The sequence below is a fragment of the Ramlibacter tataouinensis TTB310 genome (genome assembly GCF_000215705.1).
GTDB classification, from domain to species: domain Bacteria; phylum Pseudomonadota; class Gammaproteobacteria; order Burkholderiales; family Burkholderiaceae_C; genus Ramlibacter; species Ramlibacter tataouinensis.
The window spans coordinates 2,539,483-2,557,648 of sequence record NC_015677.1; the positions used below are offsets into that span (position 1 = coordinate 2,539,483).

At 70.0% G+C, this 18,166-nt stretch carries 19 protein-coding genes and 1 pseudogene; 7 read left to right on the plus strand and 13 right to left on the minus strand.

What is annotated here, in order from left to right; genetic code table 11:
• Nucleotides 1-33: 33 nt before the first annotated feature.
• Together RTA_RS12230 and clpB are read right to left on the minus strand one after the other, a co-directional pair.
• The gene (locus tag RTA_RS12230; protein WP_013901719.1) at nucleotides 34-354 is read right to left on the minus strand and encodes a hypothetical protein; all 321 of its coding nucleotides are present in this window, start codon (nucleotides 352-354) and stop codon (nucleotides 34-36) included.
• Between the two features lie 31 nt (nucleotides 355-385).
• Complete coding sequence (gene clpB / locus RTA_RS12235) at nucleotides 386-3,010, minus strand: ATP-dependent chaperone ClpB (RefSeq protein WP_013901720.1); 2,625 nt, start codon at nucleotides 3,008-3,010, stop codon at nucleotides 386-388.
• 72 nt (nucleotides 3,011-3,082) lie between these two features.
• Here clpB and RTA_RS12240 point away from each other — a divergent pair, with 72 nt between their 5' ends.
• Both RTA_RS12240 and RTA_RS12245 read left to right on the plus strand, forming a co-directional pair.
• Complete coding sequence (locus RTA_RS12240; RefSeq protein ID WP_041675472.1) at nucleotides 3,083-3,643, plus strand: hypothetical protein; 561 nt, start codon at nucleotides 3,083-3,085, stop codon at nucleotides 3,641-3,643.
• A 13-nt stretch (nucleotides 3,644-3,656) separates the two neighbouring features.
• Nucleotides 3,657-4,013, plus strand: a pseudogene (locus RTA_RS12245) (hypothetical protein); the annotation flags it as partial.
• Between the two features lie 19 nt (nucleotides 4,014-4,032).
• Here RTA_RS12245 and RTA_RS12250 read toward each other — a convergent pair.
• Together RTA_RS12250 and RTA_RS12255 are read right to left on the minus strand one after the other, a co-directional pair.
• Nucleotides 4,033-5,289, minus strand: coding sequence for a flavin-dependent oxidoreductase (locus RTA_RS12250; protein WP_013901723.1), 1,257 nt, complete (start codon nucleotides 5,287-5,289; stop codon nucleotides 4,033-4,035).
• A gap of 88 nt (nucleotides 5,290-5,377) precedes the next feature.
• Nucleotides 5,378-6,358 carry a tripartite tricarboxylate transporter substrate binding protein gene (locus RTA_RS12255; protein WP_013901724.1) on the minus strand — a complete coding sequence of 327 codons (981 nt, stop codon included), beginning with the start codon at nucleotides 6,356-6,358 and terminating at the stop codon, nucleotides 5,378-5,380.
• 95 nt (nucleotides 6,359-6,453) lie between these two features.
• On the opposite strand from RTA_RS12255, the gene RTA_RS12260 reads away from it, so the two are divergent.
• Nucleotides 6,454-6,951, plus strand: a complete 498-nt coding sequence (locus RTA_RS12260; RefSeq protein ID WP_226986070.1) for a MarR family winged helix-turn-helix transcriptional regulator — start codon at nucleotides 6,454-6,456, stop codon at nucleotides 6,949-6,951.
• A gap of 70 nt (nucleotides 6,952-7,021) precedes the next feature.
• Nucleotides 7,022-8,014, plus strand: a complete 993-nt coding sequence (locus RTA_RS12265) for a Bug family tripartite tricarboxylate transporter substrate binding protein (RefSeq protein WP_049871277.1) — start codon at nucleotides 7,022-7,024, stop codon at nucleotides 8,012-8,014.
• An 11-nt stretch (nucleotides 8,015-8,025) separates the two neighbouring features.
• On the opposite strand, the gene moaE is transcribed toward RTA_RS12265, so the two are convergent.
• From moaE to RTA_RS12310, 9 genes are all read right to left on the minus strand, one after another.
• Nucleotides 8,026-8,505 carry a molybdopterin synthase catalytic subunit MoaE gene (moaE, locus tag RTA_RS12270; protein WP_013901727.1) on the minus strand — a complete coding sequence of 160 codons (480 nt, stop codon included), beginning with the start codon at nucleotides 8,503-8,505 and terminating at the stop codon, nucleotides 8,026-8,028.
• 5 nt (nucleotides 8,506-8,510) lie between these two features.
• Entirely contained in the window at nucleotides 8,511-8,762 is a 252-nt protein-coding gene (locus tag RTA_RS12275) for a MoaD/ThiS family protein (RefSeq protein WP_013901728.1), read from the minus strand.
• The gene (locus tag RTA_RS12280; protein WP_013901729.1) at nucleotides 8,759-9,997 is read right to left on the minus strand and encodes a molybdopterin molybdotransferase MoeA; all 1,239 of its coding nucleotides are present in this window, start codon (nucleotides 9,995-9,997) and stop codon (nucleotides 8,759-8,761) included. The genes RTA_RS12275 and RTA_RS12280 overlap by 4 nt, the downstream gene beginning before the upstream one ends.
• Complete coding sequence (gene mobB, locus RTA_RS12285) at nucleotides 9,994-10,527, minus strand: molybdopterin-guanine dinucleotide biosynthesis protein B (RefSeq protein ID WP_013901730.1); 534 nt, start codon at nucleotides 10,525-10,527, stop codon at nucleotides 9,994-9,996. Before mobB ends, RTA_RS12280 begins: the two co-directional genes overlap by 4 nt.
• Nucleotides 10,524-11,945, minus strand: a complete 1,422-nt coding sequence (gene thrC, locus RTA_RS12290) for a threonine synthase (RefSeq protein WP_013901731.1) — start codon at nucleotides 11,943-11,945, stop codon at nucleotides 10,524-10,526. The genes mobB and thrC overlap by 4 nt, the downstream gene beginning before the upstream one ends.
• Nucleotides 11,946-11,956: 11 nt before the next feature.
• Nucleotides 11,957-12,382, minus strand: coding sequence for a type II toxin-antitoxin system VapC family toxin (locus RTA_RS12295; protein ID WP_013901732.1), 426 nt, complete (start codon nucleotides 12,380-12,382; stop codon nucleotides 11,957-11,959).
• Complete coding sequence (locus RTA_RS12300) at nucleotides 12,382-12,636, minus strand: type II toxin-antitoxin system Phd/YefM family antitoxin (protein WP_013901733.1); 255 nt, start codon at nucleotides 12,634-12,636, stop codon at nucleotides 12,382-12,384. Before RTA_RS12300 ends, RTA_RS12295 begins: the two co-directional genes overlap by 1 nt.
• A 71-nt stretch (nucleotides 12,637-12,707) precedes the next feature.
• A complete protein-coding gene (locus RTA_RS12305) occupies nucleotides 12,708-14,042 on the minus strand; it encodes a homoserine dehydrogenase (RefSeq protein WP_013901734.1) in 1,335 nt (444 codons plus the stop codon).
• Nucleotides 14,039-15,265 carry a pyridoxal phosphate-dependent aminotransferase gene (locus RTA_RS12310; RefSeq protein ID WP_013901735.1) on the minus strand — a complete coding sequence of 409 codons (1,227 nt, stop codon included), beginning with the start codon at nucleotides 15,263-15,265 and terminating at the stop codon, nucleotides 14,039-14,041. Before RTA_RS12310 ends, RTA_RS12305 begins: the two co-directional genes overlap by 4 nt.
• 63 nt (nucleotides 15,266-15,328) lie before the next feature.
• Between RTA_RS12310 and RTA_RS12315 the strand changes: the two genes are divergently transcribed.
• The 3 genes from RTA_RS12315 (at nucleotide 15,329) to RTA_RS12325 (ending at nucleotide 18,162) form a co-directional block, all read left to right on the plus strand.
• A complete protein-coding gene (locus RTA_RS12315; RefSeq protein WP_041675474.1) occupies nucleotides 15,329-15,706 on the plus strand; it encodes an Mth938-like domain-containing protein in 378 nt (125 codons plus the stop codon).
• Nucleotides 15,707-15,817: 111 nt separating this feature from the next.
• Nucleotides 15,818-16,294, plus strand: coding sequence for a peroxiredoxin (locus RTA_RS12320; protein ID WP_013901737.1), 477 nt, complete (start codon nucleotides 15,818-15,820; stop codon nucleotides 16,292-16,294).
• A 176-nt stretch (nucleotides 16,295-16,470) separates the two neighbouring features.
• Nucleotides 16,471-18,162: a PhoH family protein gene (locus RTA_RS12325; RefSeq protein ID WP_013901738.1), complete on the plus strand. Its 1,692-nt coding sequence runs from the start codon at nucleotides 16,471-16,473 to the stop codon at nucleotides 18,160-18,162.
• The last annotated feature ends 4 nt before the right edge of the window (nucleotides 18,163-18,166 follow it).

An 18,166-nucleotide genomic window follows, 5' to 3' on the forward strand; every position in this document is an offset into this window, starting at 1 on the left:
CAGGATAGCGGCGGGCGCGCCGCCGTGCCGGCTTTAGCGCCCGGGCTCGCGCGGCTCGACGTCGGTCACCTGCAGCGGGTGCCCCTGCGGCGCATGGGCACGGGTGGCGTCGGCACGTGGCGTGCGGCTGGGCTCGGCTTCGCGCTGCTGCGCGCGGCGGTACATCTCGAAGCCCTTGCGCGGGTCGATGCCCATGATGAAGGGCGAGACCGGCCGGCCGGTCAGCCGGGCCCAGCCCATGCGCAGCGACCAGGCCAGCCACAGCACGGCCACTGCCACGGCGACGCTGGCGAAGAACACCAGGCCCACGGCCAGCAGCACCAGGCGCAGCAGCAGGTTCACCAGGAAGTTCATGCCGGATGTGACACGGATGCGCTGGCGAAGTTCAAGCCACGGCCTCCTCGGCCGGCTGCGGCTTCGGATCGCCGAACCGGAACACGCCCGGCTCGCGTACCGGGTCCACCTCGACCGGGATCACGCTCTTGGGCGGGAAGCGGCCTTCGAGAATCAGCCTGGACAGCGGGTTCTCGATGCGCTGCTGGATCGCCCGCTTGAGCGGCCGTGCGCCGAACACCGGGTCGAAGCCGACCTTCGCGAGCTCCTCCAGCGCCGCCTCGGACACCTGGAGCGTGAGGTCCATCTTGGCCAGGCGCTGCTCCAGCACGCCGAGCTGGATCCTGGCGATCCGCGCGATGTGCGCAGCATGGAGCCCGTGGAACACCACCGTCTCGTCGATGCGGTTGAGGAACTCGGGGCGGAAGTGGTTCTTCAGCTCGTCCCATACCGCCTCCTTCACGTCCTCGTACGGCCGCCCCACCATGGCCTGGATCATGTGCGAGCCGATGTTGCTGGTCATCACGATCACCGTGTTCTTGAAGTCCACGGTGCGGCCCTGGCCGTCGGTCAGGCGGCCGTCGTCCAGCACCTGCAGCAGCACGTTGAACACGTCGTGGTGCGCCTTCTCGACCTCGTCGAGCAGGATCACGCTGTAGGGCTTGCGGCGCACGGCTTCCGTCAGGTAGCCGCCCTCCTCGTAGCCCACGTAGCCCGGGGGCGCGCCGATCAGGCGGGCCACCGAGTGCTTCTCCATGAACTCGCTCATGTCGACGCGGATCAGGTGCTCCTCGCTGTCGAACAAAAAGGTCGCCAGCGCCTTGCACAGCTCGGTCTTGCCCACGCCGGTGGGGCCCAGGAACAGGAACGAGCCGGTCGGGCGGTTCGGGTCCGCCAGGCCGGAGCGCGAGCGGCGGATGGCGTTGGCCACGGCGGCGATCGCCTCGTCCTGGCCGACCACGCGCTGGTGCAGCCGCTCCTCCATCTGCAGCAGCTTCTCGCGCTCGCCCTGCATCAGCTTGGACACCGGGATGCCGGTGGCGCGCGCCACCACCTCGGCGATCTCCTCGGCGCCGACCTGGGTGCGCAGCAGCTGGGCCTTGCCGGCCTTGGCCTTGCCCGCCTCGGCGTCCTGCGCCTCCTTGAGCTTGCGCTCCAGCTCGGGCAGCCGGCCGTACTGCAGCTCGGCCACCTTGTTGAAGTCGGCCTTGCGCTTGAACTCCTCGATCTGGAAGCGCACGCGGTCCATCTCCTCGCGGATCTGGGCGCTGCCCTGGGCGGCGGCCTTCTCGGCCTTCCAGATGTCCTCCAGGTCGGCGATCTCCTTGCGCAGCTTGGCGATCTCGTCCTCGATCAGCGCCAGGCGCTTCTGCGAGGCCTCGTCGGTCTCCTTCCTCATGGCCTCGCGCTCGATCTGCAGCTGGATCATGCGGCGGTCCAGGCGGTCGATGGCCTCGGGCTTGGAGTCGATCTCGATCTTGATCTTGGAGGCGGCCTCGTCGATCAGGTCGATCGCCTTGTCGGGCAGGAAGCGGTCGGTGATGTAGCGGTGCGAGAGCTCGGCCGCGGCCACGATGGCCGGGTCGGTGATGTCCACGCCGTGGTGCGCCTCGTACTTCTCCTGCAGGCCGCGCAGGATGGCGATGGTCGCCTCCACCGTCGGCTCGCCCACCAGGATCTTCTGGAAGCGGCGCTCCAGCGCGGCGTCCTTCTCGATGTACTTGCGGTATTCGTCCAGCGTCGTCGCGCCCACGCAGTGCAGCTCGCCGCGCGCCAGCGCCGGCTTGAGCATGTTGCCCGCGTCCATGGCGCCCTCCGCCTTGCCGGCGCCCACCATGGTGTGCAGCTCGTCGATGAAGACGATGGTCTGCCCCTCGTCCTTGGCCAGCTCGGTCAGCACGCTCTTGAGGCGCTCCTCGAACTCGCCGCGGTACTTGGCGCCGGCCAGCAGGGCGGCCATGTCCAGCGACAGCACGCGCTTGTTCTTCAGGCTCTCGGGCACCTCGCCCGCCACGATGCGCTGGGCCAGGCCCTCGACGATGGCGGTCTTGCCCACGCCGGGCTCGCCGATCAGCACCGGGTTGTTCTTGGTGCGCCGCTGCAGCACCTGGATGGCGCGGCGGATCTCCTCGTCGCGGCCGATCACCGGGTCGAGCTTGCCCAGGCGGGCGCGCTCGGTGAGGTCCAGGCAGTATTTCTTGAGGGCCTCGCGCTGGCCTTCGGCCTCGGCGCTGTTGACCGAGGAGCCGCCCCGCACGGCGGCGATGGCGGCCTCGAAGGACTTGCGCGACAGGCCGTTCGCGCGCGCGATGCGGCCGATGTCCTGCTTGCTGTCGGCCAGCGCCAGCAGGAACAGCTCGCTGGCGATGAACTGGTCGCCGCGCTTGATGCCTTCCTTCTCGGCGGCCTGCAGCAGCGAGACCAGGTCGCGGCCGACCTGCACCTGCTCCTGGCCCTGCACCTGCGGGCGCTTGTGCATGGCGGCCTCGGCGGCGGCCTGCAGGCCGGGGATGTTGACGCCGGCGCGCTGCAGCAGCGCGCGCGGGCCGTCCTCCTGGCGCAGCATGGCCACCAGCAGGTGCTCGGGTTCGATGTAGCCGTGGTCGTTGCCCAGCGCCAGGCTCTGGGCCTCGGCCAGGGCTTCCTGGAATTTGGTCGTCAGCTTGTCGAGTCGCATGGGAGTAACGCTCCTGTTGGCCTCCAACTTAGGCTGTGCCCCGCGATTTCAAGGGTCCATAGAATGGGCAGGATGAGCATCCGCCAGCTGTCCGTGACTTACCAGGCCCAGCAGGACCGCATCCTGCTGCGGGTGGCCACCGCTGACAGCCGGGAGATGCGGCTGTGGCTCACCCGGCGCCTGCTGCGCGGCCTGTGGCCGCTGCTGCGCCGGACGCAGGTCGAGCACGGCCCGGATGCCACCACCCCCCGCGGCGCCGTGGCCACGCCCGAGGCCCGGCAGATGCTGGCGCAGGCCCGCAGGCAGGCCTTCCTGCAGCGGGCCGATCTGGAGACGCCGTTCCAGGAGGGCGCGTCACGTCCGCTGGGCGAGGAACCGATGCTGGCCGCCGAGGTGGGCGTCACGCCGCTGGCCGAAGGGCGCCTGCGCCTGGGGTTTTCCGAGAGCCGCGGCAGCGCGCCCCACCGCGCCTTCGAGATGGAGCTGGACCCGTCGCTGGTGCAGGGGCTGATGCACCTGCTGGAGCAGGCGCTGGGCCAGTCGCAGTGGCAGCTGCCCTTCGCCCCCGCGGCGGATGCACCCGCCGCCGCGGCCGAGGACGAGCCGCAGGCGCGCCCGCGCTACCTCAACTGAGGGATGGAGGGCCGATTCGGCCCCGGAGGTGTTGCGGCAGGCGCGAACCATCATCCTGATGATGGCCACCGGGGCCGCGCTCGATGCCGTCCTGGGTCGGGGCACGGGCGATTCCGGTTCGCGCAAGCCGGCCGAGGCCGGCCAGCCGGTGGCCATGATGGCGGGCGAGCCGGCGGCGGTGGTGCCGAAGAACAACCGGCTCGCCGCCCAGGCTGCCCGGAATGCCAATCTGGCCTCGCCGCTGCTGGATGCGTGCCTGCAGCTGTACCAGGAAACCGCGGACCTGGGGCATGGCCGGTCGGACATGGCTGCGGTCATCCGCGCCCTCGAAGCGCGCAGTGGGGCGGCGGGCCCGCCCGCCGGGGAGTGAGCGGTCGGGCCCGCCGCCGCTAGGAACCCGCGGAGACCGCGCCGCGGGCCTGCACCTGCATCAGCGCGAAGCCTGCCACCTGCTTGTACTCGTCGGAGATGCGGCGCAGCTCCTCGGGGCTGATCAGGTTGTCGATGCTGCCCTCGAACGGCCGGCCGCCGCTGAGCTCGTCGGCCTTCATGATGATGAAGTCCGGCGGCACCGTGCGGTTGGTCTGCACCACCCGGGCGGTGGGCTCGAGCCGGCGGCGCTCGTAGGCCTGCAGCGCGGCGGGCACGCCGCCACCCTGGACCAGGGCCTCGGCCAGGGCGGCGGCATCGATGATGGCCTGGGCCGAACCGTTGGAGCCGCGCGGGTACATGGGGTGGGCCGCATCGCCCAGCAGCGTGACGCGGCCGAAGGTCCAGCGCGGCACCGGGTCCTTGTCCACCATGGGGTACTCGAACACCTGCTGCGCGCCCTCGATCAGCGCCGGCACGTCCAGCCAGTCGAAGCGCCAGCCGGCGAAGAACGGCAGGAAGTCCTCCAGCCGGCCGGGCCGGTTCCAGTCGTTCATCGCGGCCGGGTCCTGCCGAATCTCGGCCACCCAGTTGACCAGCTGGTTGCCCTGGCCGTCCACGTCGTCGACGATGGGATAGACCACCATCTTGCCGGTGTCCACCGTGCCTATGCGCAGGTAGCTGCGGCCGCTGAGGATGGGCCGGTGCACCGTCACGCCGCGCCAGGTGTTGATGCCGGTGAAGGCCATGCGCTCGTCGGGATAGAACAGCCGCCGCACCGCCGAATTGACGCCGTCGCAGGCGATCACCGCGTCGGCGCGCACGGCCGGCCGCGGCCGCCCCGCGCCGTCCTGGAACTGCAGCGACACGCCGGTCTCGTCCTGCGCCAGCCCACCGAAGCGGTGGTCCAGGTGGACGCCGCCGGCGCCCAGCCGGCGCAGCACCGCGTCGTACAGCACGCGGTGCAGCTTGCCGCGGTGCATGCCCAGCTCCGGCAGCGCATAGCCGGCATGGCGGCCGCGTGGCTCGCGGTAGATGAACTGGCCCCAGCGGTTGTAGAACACCGACTCCAGGTTCTCGATGCCCTGCGTCTCCAGCTCGGCCTGCACGCCCAGCGCCGCCAGCTCGCGCATGGCGTGCGGCAGCAGGGTGATGCCCACGCCGACCTCGCGGATCTCGCCCGCCTGCTCGTAGACCTCGCAGGCGATGCCGCGCTGGTGCAGGGCCAGCGCCAGGCTGAGGCCGCCGATGCCGCCGCCGACAATGGCGATGTTCATGGTCTGTCCGCCGACGGGCCGCCCCTAGGCGGACACGCCCCCTCGGGGGGCAGCGCAATACACGAAGTGACAAGCGTGGGGGCCATGATCACTCTGCTTTGATCGACTGGGCCTGGATCAGCCGGGCCCAGCGCTGCGCGTCCTGCTCCACCAGCCTGCGGAACTCCTCGGGCGTGCTGGTGGCCGGGTCCATGCCCTGGCCCTGGAACGCGGTCTTCACCTCCGGCAGGGCCAGGATGTCCTTGAGCTCGCGATTGAACTGCGCCACCAGCTCGGGCGAGGTGCCGGCTGGGGCGAAGACGCCGTACCACATGTCCACGTTGACCTTGCCCACGCCCGCCTCGGCCAGGGTGGGCAGCTGCGGCAGCAGGGCATGGCGCTTGTCGCTGCCGATGGCCAGGCCTACCAGCTTGCCGGCGCGGACCTGCGGCAGCGCCACGTGGATGGGCAGGAAGGCGGCATCGACCTGGCCGCCGATCAGATCGGTCACGGCCGGGGCCGTGCCGCGGTAGGGGATGTGGGTGAGGAACACGCCGGCCGTGGCCTTGAGCAGCTCCATGGACAGGTGGTGCGGCGTGCCCACGCCCGGGCTGGCGTAGTTGAGCTTGCCGGGGCGCTGCCGGGCGGCCGCGACCAGCTCGGCAGCGGTCTTGTAGCCCGACTGCGGGTGCGTGACCAGCAGCAGCTGGCCCCAGCTGGTGAGCGACACCGGCACCAGGTCCTTGATTGGGTCGAACGGCAGCTGCGGGTACAGGCTGCGGTTCATCACCAGGGTGTTGACGCTGACCAGCAGCGTGTTGCCGTTGGCCGGCGAGCGCACCACCGCTTCCGTGCCGATGTTGCCGCTGGCGCCGGCGCGGTTGTCCACCACCACCGGCCGGCCCAGCCGCTCGCCCAGGCGGGGGCCGATGGTGCGGGCGATCAGGTCGATGCCGGTGCCAGGCGTGAACGGCACGATCAGCCGCAGCGGGGCCTGGTTGGCCTGCGGGGCCGGCTGCTGCGCCTGGACGGCGGTGCCCACGCCGGCCAGGGCCAGCAGGGCAGCCGCGAGACGGATGCGGATGCGCATGGGGTGTCTCCTGTTGCTATTGGTTGGCATGCTAACGATTATGGAGGATACGCTCTCCGGCGAACACCCCGGCATACCCTATGCTTCGCCCTGCCGTGCCGACCGCCCGCCCCTCCGCCTCCTCCGACGCCACGCTGGCCCGCCTGTACGCGCGGCCGGGCTTCCTGCTGCGGCGGGCGCACCAGATCTCGGCCGCCGTGTTCGAGGACGAGTGCGGCGCGCTCGGCCTGACGCCGGCCCAGTTCGGCGCGCTGACCGTGCTCAAGGCGCACCCGGGCCTGGCGCAGGCCGGCCTGGCGCGCGCGCTGGGCTTCGACAAGGTGACGGTGCTGCGCGTGCTGCGCGGGCTGGAGGCGCGCGGCCTGGTGGCGCGCGGGGCCAAGGCGGCCGACCGCCGCCACGTGGCGGTCTCGCTGACCGCCGACGGCCTGGCCCTGCTGCGCCAGGCCCAGCGGCCCGCCGAAAAGGCCTACCGGCGGCTGATGGCGCCGCTGACGGCCGAGCAGCAGGCCCAGCTGCTGGACCTGCTGCAGCGCCTGACCGGCGAGCTGGAGGACCAAGCGCGGGCGTCTTTCGTGCCGCCGGCCGGCTGAGGCGCGCGGCGGTCGCCGTGTCGCCGCTTGTCTTGTATTCTTCTCAGCCTTGCCGTTCACCGCCCATCCCATGAACCACCTCCCCCGCTCCGCCCCGCCCTCCCGCCTGCGCCGTGGCCTGCTCGCCGGCGGCCTGCTGGCCCTGGCCACCGGCCGCCTGCACGCCCAGCAGCCCTCCGCGATCCGCCTGCTGGTGGGCTTCCCCCCGGGCGGCGGCACCGACGTTATCGCGCGCCTGCTGGCCGACAAGCTCAAGGACGTGCTGGGCCAGCCGGTGGTGGTGGACAACCGCGCCGGGGCCGGCGGCCAGATCGCGGCCCAGGCCCTCAAGGCCGCGCCGGCCGACGGCCAGACGCTGTTCCTCAGCCACGACCACTCCATCTCCATCCTGCCCCAGGTGACGCGCAACCCGGGCTTCGACCCGGCCGCCGATTTCGTGCCGGTGGCGGGCTTCGCCACCTTCGCCAACGCGCTGGCGGTGTCGGACGGCACGCCGGCCAGGAGCGTGCAGGAGTACGTGGCCTGGGTGCAGGCCAACGGCGGCAAGGACACCATCGGCGTGCCGGCACCGGCGTCCATCCCCGAGTTCCTGGTCGGCCTGCTGGCCGCCAAGTACAAGCTGGACCTGCAGGCCGCGCCCTACCGCGGCAGCGCGCCCATGATCGCCGACATGCTGGGCGGCCAGATCAAGGCCGGCGTGGGCTCCGTTCCCGACTTCATCGAGCAGCAGCGCGCCGGCAAGCTGCGCGTGGTGGCGGTGATCGGCGACAAGCGCCAGCCGGTGCTGCCCGAGGTGCCGACCTTCGCCGAGCTGGGCCTGGCCGGTCTGGAGGACCTGCCCTACTACGGGGTGTTCGCGCCGGCCGGCACGCCGGCGCCGGTGCTGGATCGCTTCAACCAGGCCTTGTCGCGCGTGGTCGCCATGCCCGACGTGCGCGAGCGCCTGACGGCGATGGGCTTGGCCGTGGGCTACCAGCCGCAGGCGCCGTTCACGCAGGTGGTGCGGCGCTACACGCAGAACTGGGGGCGCATCATCCAGGCCAGCGGCTTCCAGCCGAAGTAGAGCGGGAGCTTTCAGCCGTTGCGAGATGCAATTCCCCACCGCGCCAGCGCCGCGTCGTCGCTGACGCGGGCGTCGACCCAGCGCGCGCCGGTGGGCGTCTGCTCCTTTTTCCAGAAAGGCGCCTGGGTCTTGAGGTAGTCCATCAGGAACTCGCAGGCCTGGAAGCTCTCGCCGCGGTGCGCCGAGGTGACGGCTACCAGCACGATCTGCTCCTGCGGCTGCAGCGGGCCGATGCGGTGGACCACGCGCGCGGCGCGGATGTCGAAGCGCCGCATCGCCTCATCGATCATGGCCTCGATGGCCTTCTCGGTCATGCCGGGGTAGTGCTCCAGCTCCAGCGTGCTGACCGACGCGCCGTCGTTGCGGTCGCGCACCGTGCCGACGAAGCAGCACACCGCGCCTACGCCGGTATCGCGCCCGCGCAGCGCGGCCACCTCGGCCGAGAGGTCGAAGTCCTGCTCCTGGATGACGACGCGGGCCACCGTGTCCATGGCCGTCAGCCCCCGGTCACCGGCGGGAAGAAGGCCACCTCGGCGCCCTCGCGCAGCGCGGCCGCCTCGTCGGACATCACCTGGTCCAGCGCCAGCCGCACCGCCTTGCCGCGCGCCAGTGCCGGCGCGTAGGGTTCGCCGCGGGCGATGAGCTCGTCGCGCAGCCCGCCCAGGGTGGCGGCGGCCGTGTCCAGGGCCTCGCTGCCGCGGCCCACGGCCTCGCGGATGGAGGCGAAGTAGCGCACCGTGATCTTCATGCGAGCAGCTCCGCGAAGGACAGGAAGGCGACCGGTTCGCCGTGCGCGATGGCGCGGCCGGACGGATTGTCCACCAGCCCGTCGCCCCACACGGTGGAGGTCAGCACGCCCGAGCTCTGGTTGGGGAACAGCTCCAGCCCGCCGGCGGCATCGCGGCGCACGCGCAGGAACTCGCGCCGCTTGTCGGGCCGCCAGCTGAAGTGCGCCGGCAGCATCAGCGGCGCCGGTGCCGGCGCCAGGCGGCGCGCGCCCTGCAGCTTCAGCAGGAAGGGCCGCACCAGCAGCAGGAAGGTGACGAAGCTGGAGACCGGGTTGCCGGGCAGGCCGATGAAATGCGCGTCCTTCACGCACCCGTAGGCAAAGGGTTTGCCGGGCTTCATCGCGATCTGCCAGAGGTCGAGCGAGCCGAGCTGCTGCACCGCGGGTTTGATGTGGTCCTCCTCGCCCACCGACACGCCGCCGCTGGTGAGGATCAGGTCGTGCGCCTGCGCGGCGCCGCGCAGCGCTTCCACCGTCGCGTCCAGCCGGTCGGGCACGATGCCCAGGTCGGTGACCTCACAGCCCAGGCGCTGCAGCAGCGTGCGCAGGAAGAAACGGTTGGAGTTGTAGATGGCACCCGGCTTCATGCGCTCGGGCGGCACCTCGCCGGGCATCACCAGCTCGTCGCCGGTGGAGAACAGCGCCACGCGCGGGCGCGCCGCCACCGCCAGCTGGTGCATGCCGATGCCGGCCGCCAGCCCCAGCGCGGCGGGCCCCAGGCGCTCGCCCCGGGCCAGCACCACCGCGCCGCGGGTCACGTCCTCGCCGCTGCGGCGTATCCACTGGCCGGGCTGCGGCACGCGCAGGATGCGCACGTTGCCCTCCGGGCCGGGCAGCGTCTCTTCCTGCATCACGATGGCATCGGCGCCCTCGGGCACGGGCGCGCCGGTGAAGATGCGCGCCGCCGTGCCGGGCGCCAGCGGCTGGGCCGCGCTGCCGGCCGGGATGCGCTGGCTCACCGGCAGGACCAGGTCCTCGTCGGCGATCTCGCTGCTGCGCACCGCGTAGCCGTCCATGCTGCTGTTGTCCTGCGGCGGCACCTGCAGCTCCGACACCAGGTCCTGCGCCAGCACCCGGCCGTCGGCCTCGAAGGTGGACACCGTCTCCACGCGCGCCAGCGTCTGCGCGTGGCCCAGCAGCTCGGCCAGCGCCTCGTCCAGCGGACGCAGCGGCGCCCTCGGGGCGGCAGCGGTCATGCGTACATCTCCGGCAGGTAGTCGAACCGGTGGCCATTGTCGACCAGCCAGCCGGCCACGCCATCGGGATCGTTCAGATCCAGCACCGGCCGCAGGGTGGGCCCGGGCAGCGCGCCGGCGCTGTCGGTGGCGATGGCGACGATGAAGTCGTCCTCGGGGTAGCGCGCCGGCTTGCCGGCCTCGGCGCGCCAGACCTCGACTTTGGGCAGGTTACTCTCCTTGAAGCCTTCCACCAGCACCCAGTCGACGCCGTCGTACAGCTCGGCGATCAGGTGGTGCACGTTCAGCCGCCCTTCCTGCTCGAACTCGCGGATCAGCGCCAGCCGGCGGCTGGAGGCCACCACCACTTCGAAAGCGCCGGCCTCGCGGTGGCGGTGCGTGTCCTTGCCCGGATGGTCGATGTCGAACTTGTGGTGCGCATGCTTGACCACCGACACGCGCAAGCCCCGCAGCTTGAGCGCGGGGATGAGCTTTTCCACCAGGGTGGTCTTGCCCGAGCCGGAGTAACCGGCAAAGCCCACGACTTTCATGCGCCCGCCTGGTCGCAATGCTGCGCGATGTAGCGTTTGACCGCCTCGGCGTCGGCCGGCACCACGGCCACGCGCTTGGGCAGCCGCTCGATGCCCTCGAAGCGGGCCGGCCGCTGCGGCTCGCGGCCCAGCGCCTCGACGACGGTGGCGGCGAACTTGATCGGCAGCGCGGTTTCCAGCACCACCATCGGGATGCCCGGCTGGCGGTGCTCGCGCGCGACCTTCAGGCCGTCGGCCGTGTGCGTGTCGATCATCACGCCATGGCGCTGCCAGGTGTCGCGCAGGGTGGCCAGGCGGTCGGCGTGGGTGCTCCTGCCGCTGGCGAAGCCGTAGCGCTCGCGCGCCGCGCCCACCTCGCCGGCCAGCTCGAAGCGGCCCTGCGCCGGCAGCTGCTCGCCGAACAGCTGCCGCGTCCGGGACGCATCGCGCCCCAGCAGGTCGAACACGAAGCGCTCGAAGTTGCTGGCCTTGGAGATGTCCATCGATGGGCTGGAGGTCTCGTAGGTGTCCCGGCTGCCGCGCACGCGGTAGGTGCCGGTGCGGAAGAACTCGTCCAGCACGTCGTTCTCGTTGGTCGCCAGCACCAGCCGCGCGATCGGCAGGCTCATCATGCGCGCCACGTGGCCGGCGCAGATGTTGCCGAAGTTGCCGGAGGGCACGGCGAAGCTGACCTTCTCGTGGTTCCCGCCGGTCGCCTGGAAATACCCCGCGAAGTAGTACACCACCTGCGCCACCAGCCGCGCCCAGTTGATGGAGTTGACGGTGCCTATCCTGTACCTGCGCTTGAACGCCAGGTCGTTCGACACGGCCTTGACGATGTCCTGGCAGTCGTCGAACACGCCCTGCACCGCCAGGTTGTGGATGTTGGCGTCCTGCAGGCTGAACATCTGCGCCTGCTGGAACGGGCTCATGCGGCCATGCGGCGAGGTCATGAACACGCGCACGCCGCGCTTGCCGCGCATGGCGTACTCGGCGGCGCTGCCGGTGTCGCCCGAGGTCGCGCCCAGGATGTTGAGCTCCTCGCCGCGGCGTCCCAGCTCGTACTCGAACAGCTGGCCCAGCAGCTGCATGGCCATGTCCTTGAACGCCAGCGTGGGGCCGTTGGACAGGGCCTGGAGGTACAGCCCCTCTTCCAGTTTTCTGAGCGGGACGATCTGCGGCGTGCCGAACACCTCCTCGGTGTAGGTCCTGCGGCAGATCGCGCGCAGGTCGTCCGCGGGGATGTCGTCGATGTACAGCGACAGGATCTCGAAGGCCAGGTCCGCATAGGCCAGCCCGCGCCAGCGGGAGAGCGTGGCGGCGTCGACCCGGGGGTAGCGCTCGGGCAGGTACAGGCCGCCGTCCGGCGCCAGGCCCTCGAGCAGGATCTCGCTGAAGCGCTTGCGCTCGGGATGGCCGCGCGTGGAGAGGTAAAGCATGGGCTGGGCGCTCAGGCGTGCTTGCCGGTCCAGGGATCGAACAGGCGCACACCGGTGTCGGCGAAGTGGCGGGTGTTGCGGGTGACCAGGGTTAGATTGTGGGCCAGGGCTGTGGCGGCGATGAGGATGTCCATGTCCTGTTGCGGCCGTCCGATGGCGTCAAGCGAGGCACGCAGGCGGGCCCAGACTCGCAGGATCGGCTCGCCGACATCCAACGTCCGGTCTGCATAGCGGGCTTGCAAGGTGTCACGCCATGCCTGCAGCGCGTTGCGCCGCCGCCCGGGCTCGAGGCGCTCGATGCCGTACTGGATTTCGCCAAGCGCGATGACGGGCAACGCGGCCCGCGCGGTATGCGCTTCCAACCACTTCACCACCGCCGCGTCGGCTTGGCGCCTGAGCGCTTCCGAAACCACGCATGTGTCAAGCAACCAGAGCATCAGCCGAGTTCCGGCGGTGCCTTGCGCCCCCGCCGGACCGGCAGTTCAAGCTCGTCGATCTTGGGCGCACTCATCAGGAACTCGAAGAAACCATCGTCCCCGGCCGGCTGCGTGGCCTCATGCGCGTCCACGGCCACCACCTTGACCACCGGCCGGCCATGGCGCGTGATGACCTGCGGCCCTTCTTTGACGGCGCGATCCATCAACTCGCTCAGACGGTTCTTGGCGTCGTGCACTTGCCAGGTTGCAGCCATTACGACCTCCGACGCAAAAAATATGGACAGATTAAAAGCCAGACTTGCTACATTCTAGCCAGAATCCCGGTTTAAGCCAGCTCTTCCTTGCGGATGCGCACGATGGGCGCCAGCACCGTGGCCAGCGCCTGCATCTGCGCGATCACCTGGTTCATGGTGCCCTCGCGCACGCTGTGCGTCAGGATGATGAGGTCGGTCTGCCGCACCTCGGAGGTGCCTTCGTCACCTCGGCCCTCGCCGGCCCCGCGCTGCAGCATGGCGTCGACGCTGATGCCGGCATTGGCCAGCAGGCCCGTGACCTGGGCCAGCACGCCGGCCTGGTCGGCCACGCGCAGGCGCAGGTAGTAGCTGGTCACCACCTCGTCCATGGGCAGCACCGGCTGGTCGCTCATCTGGTCGGGCTGGAACGCCAGGTGCGGCACGCGGTGCGCGGCATCGGCCGTGTGCAGGCGCGTGATGTCCACCAAGTCGGCGATCACCGCGCTGGCGGTGGGCTCGCTGCCCGCGCCCTTGCCGTAGTGCAGCGTGGTGCCCACGGCGTCGCCCTGCACCACCACCGCGTTCATCGCACCCTCGACGTTGGCGATCAGGCGCTTGGCCGGCACCAGGCTGGGGTGCACCCGCAGCTCGATGCCCTTGGCGACGCGCTTGGTGATGCCCAGCAGCTTGATCCGGTAGCCCAGCTGCTCGGCGTACCGGATGTCCTGCGCGGCCAGCCGGGTGATGCCCTCCACGTAGGCCCGCTCGAACTGCACCGGGATGCCGAAGGCGATGGAGCACATGATGGTGGCCTTGTGCGCGGCGTCCACGCCCTCGATGTCGAAGGTCGGGTCGGCCTCGGCATAGCCCAGGCGCTGCGCCTCCTTGAGTACCACGTCGAAGTCCAGCCCCTTGTCGCGCATCTCGGAGAGGATGAAGTTGGTGGTGCCGTTGATGATGCCGGCGATCCACTCGATGCGGTTGGCGGTCAGGCCTTCGCGCAGCGCCTTGATGATGGGGATGCCGCCGGCCACCGCGGCCTCGAAGCCCACCATCACGCCGCGCCGGTGGGCGGCCGCGAAGATCTCGGTGCCGTGCACGGCCAGCAGCGCCTTGTTGGCGGTGACCACGTGCTTACCGGCCTCGATGGCCTCCGTCACCAGCTGGCGGGCGATGCCGTAGCCGCCGATCAGCTCGACCACGATGTCGATGTCGGGGTTGGCGATCACCGCGCGCGCATCGCTCACCACCTGGGCCTGGCTGCCGGCGATGGCCTGGGCACGGGCGGTGTCGAGGTCGGCCACCATGCTGAGGGCGATGCCGCGGCCGGCGCGGCGCATGATCTCGGCCTGGTTGCGCTTGAGGACGTTGAAGACGCCGCCGCCGACGGTGCCGATGCCCAGCAGGCCGACTTGGATGGGTTTCATGTCGAGTTGCGCTTGCGGTAGTTGTCGAGGAATCTTTCGATGCGGCCGATGGCTTCGCGCAGGTCGTCCTCGTGCGGGAGGAAGACGATGCGGAAGTGGTCGGGCTGGCGCCAGTTGAAGCCGGTGCCCTGCACCAGCATCACGCGGGTCTCCTGCAGCAGCTCCAGGAAGAACTGGCGGTCGTCCTGGATCGGGTAGACCTTGGGGTCCAGCCGCGGGAACATGTACAGCGCGGCCTGCGGCTTGACGCAGCTGACGCCGGGGATCGCCGTGATGAGCTCGTAGGCCAGGTCGCGCTGGCGGCGCAGGCGCCCGCCGGGAGCGATCAGCTCGTTGATGCTCTGGTAGCCGCCCAGCGCGGTCTGGATCGCCCACTGCCCCGGCACGTTGGCGCACAGCCGCATGTTGGACAGCATGGTCAGGCCCTCGATGTAGTCGGCCGCCGCCTTCCTGTCGCCCGACACCACCATCCAGCCGGCCCGGTAGCCGCAGGAGCGGTAGCTCTTGGACAGGGAGTTGAAGGTCAGCGTCAGCACGTCCTCCGACAGGCTGGCGATGGCGGTGTGCCTGACATCGTCGTACAGCACCTTGTCGTAGACCTCGTCGGCCAGGATCACCAGGCCATGCTCGCGCGCCAGGCCCACGATCTGCCTGAGCAGCGCGTCGGAGTACAACGCGCCCGTCGGGTTGTTGGGGTTGATGACGACGATGCCCTTGGTGCGCGGCGTGATCTTGCGCTTGAGGTCGTCCAGGTCCGGCATCCAGCCGTTGGCCTCGTCGCACAGGTAGTGCACGGGAGTGCCGCCCGACAGCGTGGCGGCCGCGGTCCACAGCGGGTAGTCCGGCGCGGGCAGCAGCAGCTCGTCGCCGTCGTTGAGCAGCGCGTTGGTGGCCATGGCGATCAGCTCGCTGGCGCCGTTGCCCAGGTAGATGTCGTCCAGCGTGACGCCCTTGATGCCCTGCTGCTGGGTGTAGTGCATCACGGCCTTGCGCGCCGCGAAGATGCCCTTGCTGTCCGAATAGCCCGCCGAGTTCGGCAGGTTGCGGATCATGTCCTGCTGGATCTCCTCGGGCGCGTCGAAGCCGAACACCGCCAGGTTGCCGATGTTGAGCTTGATGACCTTGTGGCCGTCCTCCTCCATGCGCCGGGCCGCATCCATGATGGGCCCGCGGATGTCATACAGCACGTTGGCCAGCTTGGCTGATTTCTGGATGGTCTTCAAAGCCCCTCCACAAGGCGTTTCTTCGAGGGTGGAAACCTATAATTTGACCATAGTTGCCCAGCCATGAAACTCCAGCCCGACCGTTCCACCGCGCCCACCATCACCGGGCACGGCCCCGGGTGGGTGGCCGTCAACGGGGAGCGCATCGCCCACAGCGTGGTGATCGCCTCGGGCGGGCAGCGCATCGCCTGGGAGTGCCGCAGCTTCGACGAACTGGCCGAGGCCCACTTCGGCCTGCTGGCGCAGCTGCAGGTCGAGGTGGTGATCTTCGGCAGCGGTGCGCGCATCCGCTTCCCCCGGCCGGCCTGGCTCAAGCCGCTGATGGCCCGCCGCATCGGCATCGAAACCATGGACACGGCGGCGGCCTGCCGCACTTACAACATCCTGGCCCAGGAAGGGCGCGACGTCGCCGCAGCTCTGCTGCTCGAGGCGGCGCCCTGAAGCCGTCAACACCGCCCCGGCCACGGGGGGGAATCGGTTAAAATCTCGGGTCGCGACGGCTGCCGAGGCCTGGCCACAACGAGCAACCCCTGTCACACGAGATACAAATCCATGGCGATCGTTGTCAACAAACCCCTTCCCGAATTCGAAGCGAACGCCACCGGCGGCATCAAGGTCTCCAACACCTCCCACCTCGGCCACATCGTCGTCCTCTACTTCTATCCCAAGGACAACACGCCCGGCTGCACCACCGAGGCCATGCAGTTCCGCGACAAGTACAAGGATTTCGTCAAGGCCGGCGCCACCGTCTTCGGGGTCTCGCGCGACAACATGAAATCGCACGACGACTTCAAGGCCAAGCTCGAACTGCCCTTCGAGCTGATCGCCGACACCGAGGAAAAGATGTGCCACATGTTCGGCGTGGTCAAGAACAAGATCATGTACGGCAAGAAGGTGAAGGGCATCGAGCGCAGCACCTTCCTGGTCGGCGCCGACGGCGTGCTCAAGCAGGAATGGCGCGGCCTCAAGGTGCCCGGCCATGTGGATGAGGTGCTCAAGGCGGTCAAGCTGCTGAAAAAGGCGGCCTGACGTTTGGTAGCAACATGGCGGGGACCGCAATTGAAGCGCTTCGGTCCCTGTGCATAATGAATTCATGCCGTTGATCCCGACGCCCTGCGTCGTCACCGCACCCCTGGACCCAGCCGCCCGGCCTGCCTGGCGGCTTTTTCGTTTCTTGACCTCCTCAACAGGAAACCCCTCGCCGTATGCCCCTGCCTCCCGCCCCCACCAAGCGCGCCGCCCTGCTCCCGCCGGAAGCCTACGATGCTCCGGCCCGCACCTCGCACAAGGCCGCTCGAAAATCGGAGGCACCGGCAGCCGACAGCCCCCTGGCTGAGCACCCTCAGCTGGAAGACTTCGATCCCCGCTCGGGCGGCAGCGAGCTGGCACCGCAGGCCCTGTTCGACGAGCAGCCGCTGACCGCCGACCGCCCGGCGCCCGGCGCGCGCAGGCGCCCGGCCGCGCCGGAGCCCGCGCCGCGGCCGCGCAAGGCCAAGCCCAAGGCGGCCGGCCCGTCCAAGCTGTTCGTGCTGGACACCAACGTGCTGATGCACGACCCGATGTGCCTGTTCCGCTTCGAGGAGCACGACATCTTCCTGCCCATGGTGGTGCTGGAGGAGCTGGACGGCCACAAGAAGGGCATGACCGAGGTGGCGCGCAACGCCCGCCAGGCCAGCCGCATGCTGGACGCGCTGGCCGGTGCCCAGGGGGCCGACATCGCGGCCGGCCTCAAGCTGGACACCACCGGCCACGGCGAGGCCGGCGGCTGCCTGTTCTTCCAGACGCAGGCGCTGGCCAACCACCTGCCAGCCACTCTGCCCCAGGGCAAGGCCGACAACCAGATCCTGGGCGTGGTGCAGGCCCTGCGCGACGCCCACGCGCCGCGCGACGTGGTGCTGGTGTCCAAGGACATCAACATGCGCGTCAAGGCCCGCGCGCTGGGCCTGGCCACCGAGGACTACCGCAACGACAAGACGCTGGACGACCTGGACCTGATGTACTCGGGCGCCCTGGCGCTGCCCGCGGACTTCTGGGTCAAGCACGGCAAGACGGTGGAGAGCTGGCAGAGCGGCCAGCACACCTTCTACCGCATCACCGGCCCCATCGTGCCCAGCCTGCTGATCAACCAGTTCGTGTACTTCGAGGCGCCGGGCGAGCCCAGCCTGTACGCGCGGGTGACCGAGGTGCGCGGCAAGACCGTGGTGCTCAAGACGCTGAAGGACTACGGCCACCTGAAGAACGCCGTCTGGGGCGTGACCACGCGCAACCGCGAGCAGAACTTCGCGATGAACCTGCTGATGGACCCCGAGGTCGACTTCGTCACGCTCACCGGCACGGCCGGCACCGGCAAGACGCTGATGGCGCTGGCCGCGGGCCTGACCCAGGTGCTGGACGACCGCCGCTACACCGAGATCATCATGACCCGCGCCACGGTGAGCGTGGGCGAGGACATCGGCTTCCTGCCCGGCACCGAGGAGGAGAAGATGGGGCCATGGATGGGCGCGCTGGACGACAACCTGGAGGTGCTGGGCAAGACCGACACCGGCGCCGGCGAGTGGGGCCGCGCCGCCACCAACGAGCTGATCCGCAGCCGCATCAAGATCAAGAGCATGAACTTCATGCGCGGGCGCACCTTCCTGAACAAGTACGTGATCCTCGACGAGGCGCAGAACCTCACGCCCAAGCAGATGAAGACGCTGGTCACCCGCGCCGGCCCGGGCACCAAGATCATCTGCATGGGCAACCTGGCGCAGATCGACACGCCCTACCTGACCGAGGGCTCCTCGGGCCTGACCTTCGCGGTCGACAAGTTCAAGGGCTGGCCGCACAGCGGCCACATCACCCTGGCGCGCGGCGAGCGCTCGCGGCTGGCGGACTTCGCCTCTGAAGTCCTGTAGCCGG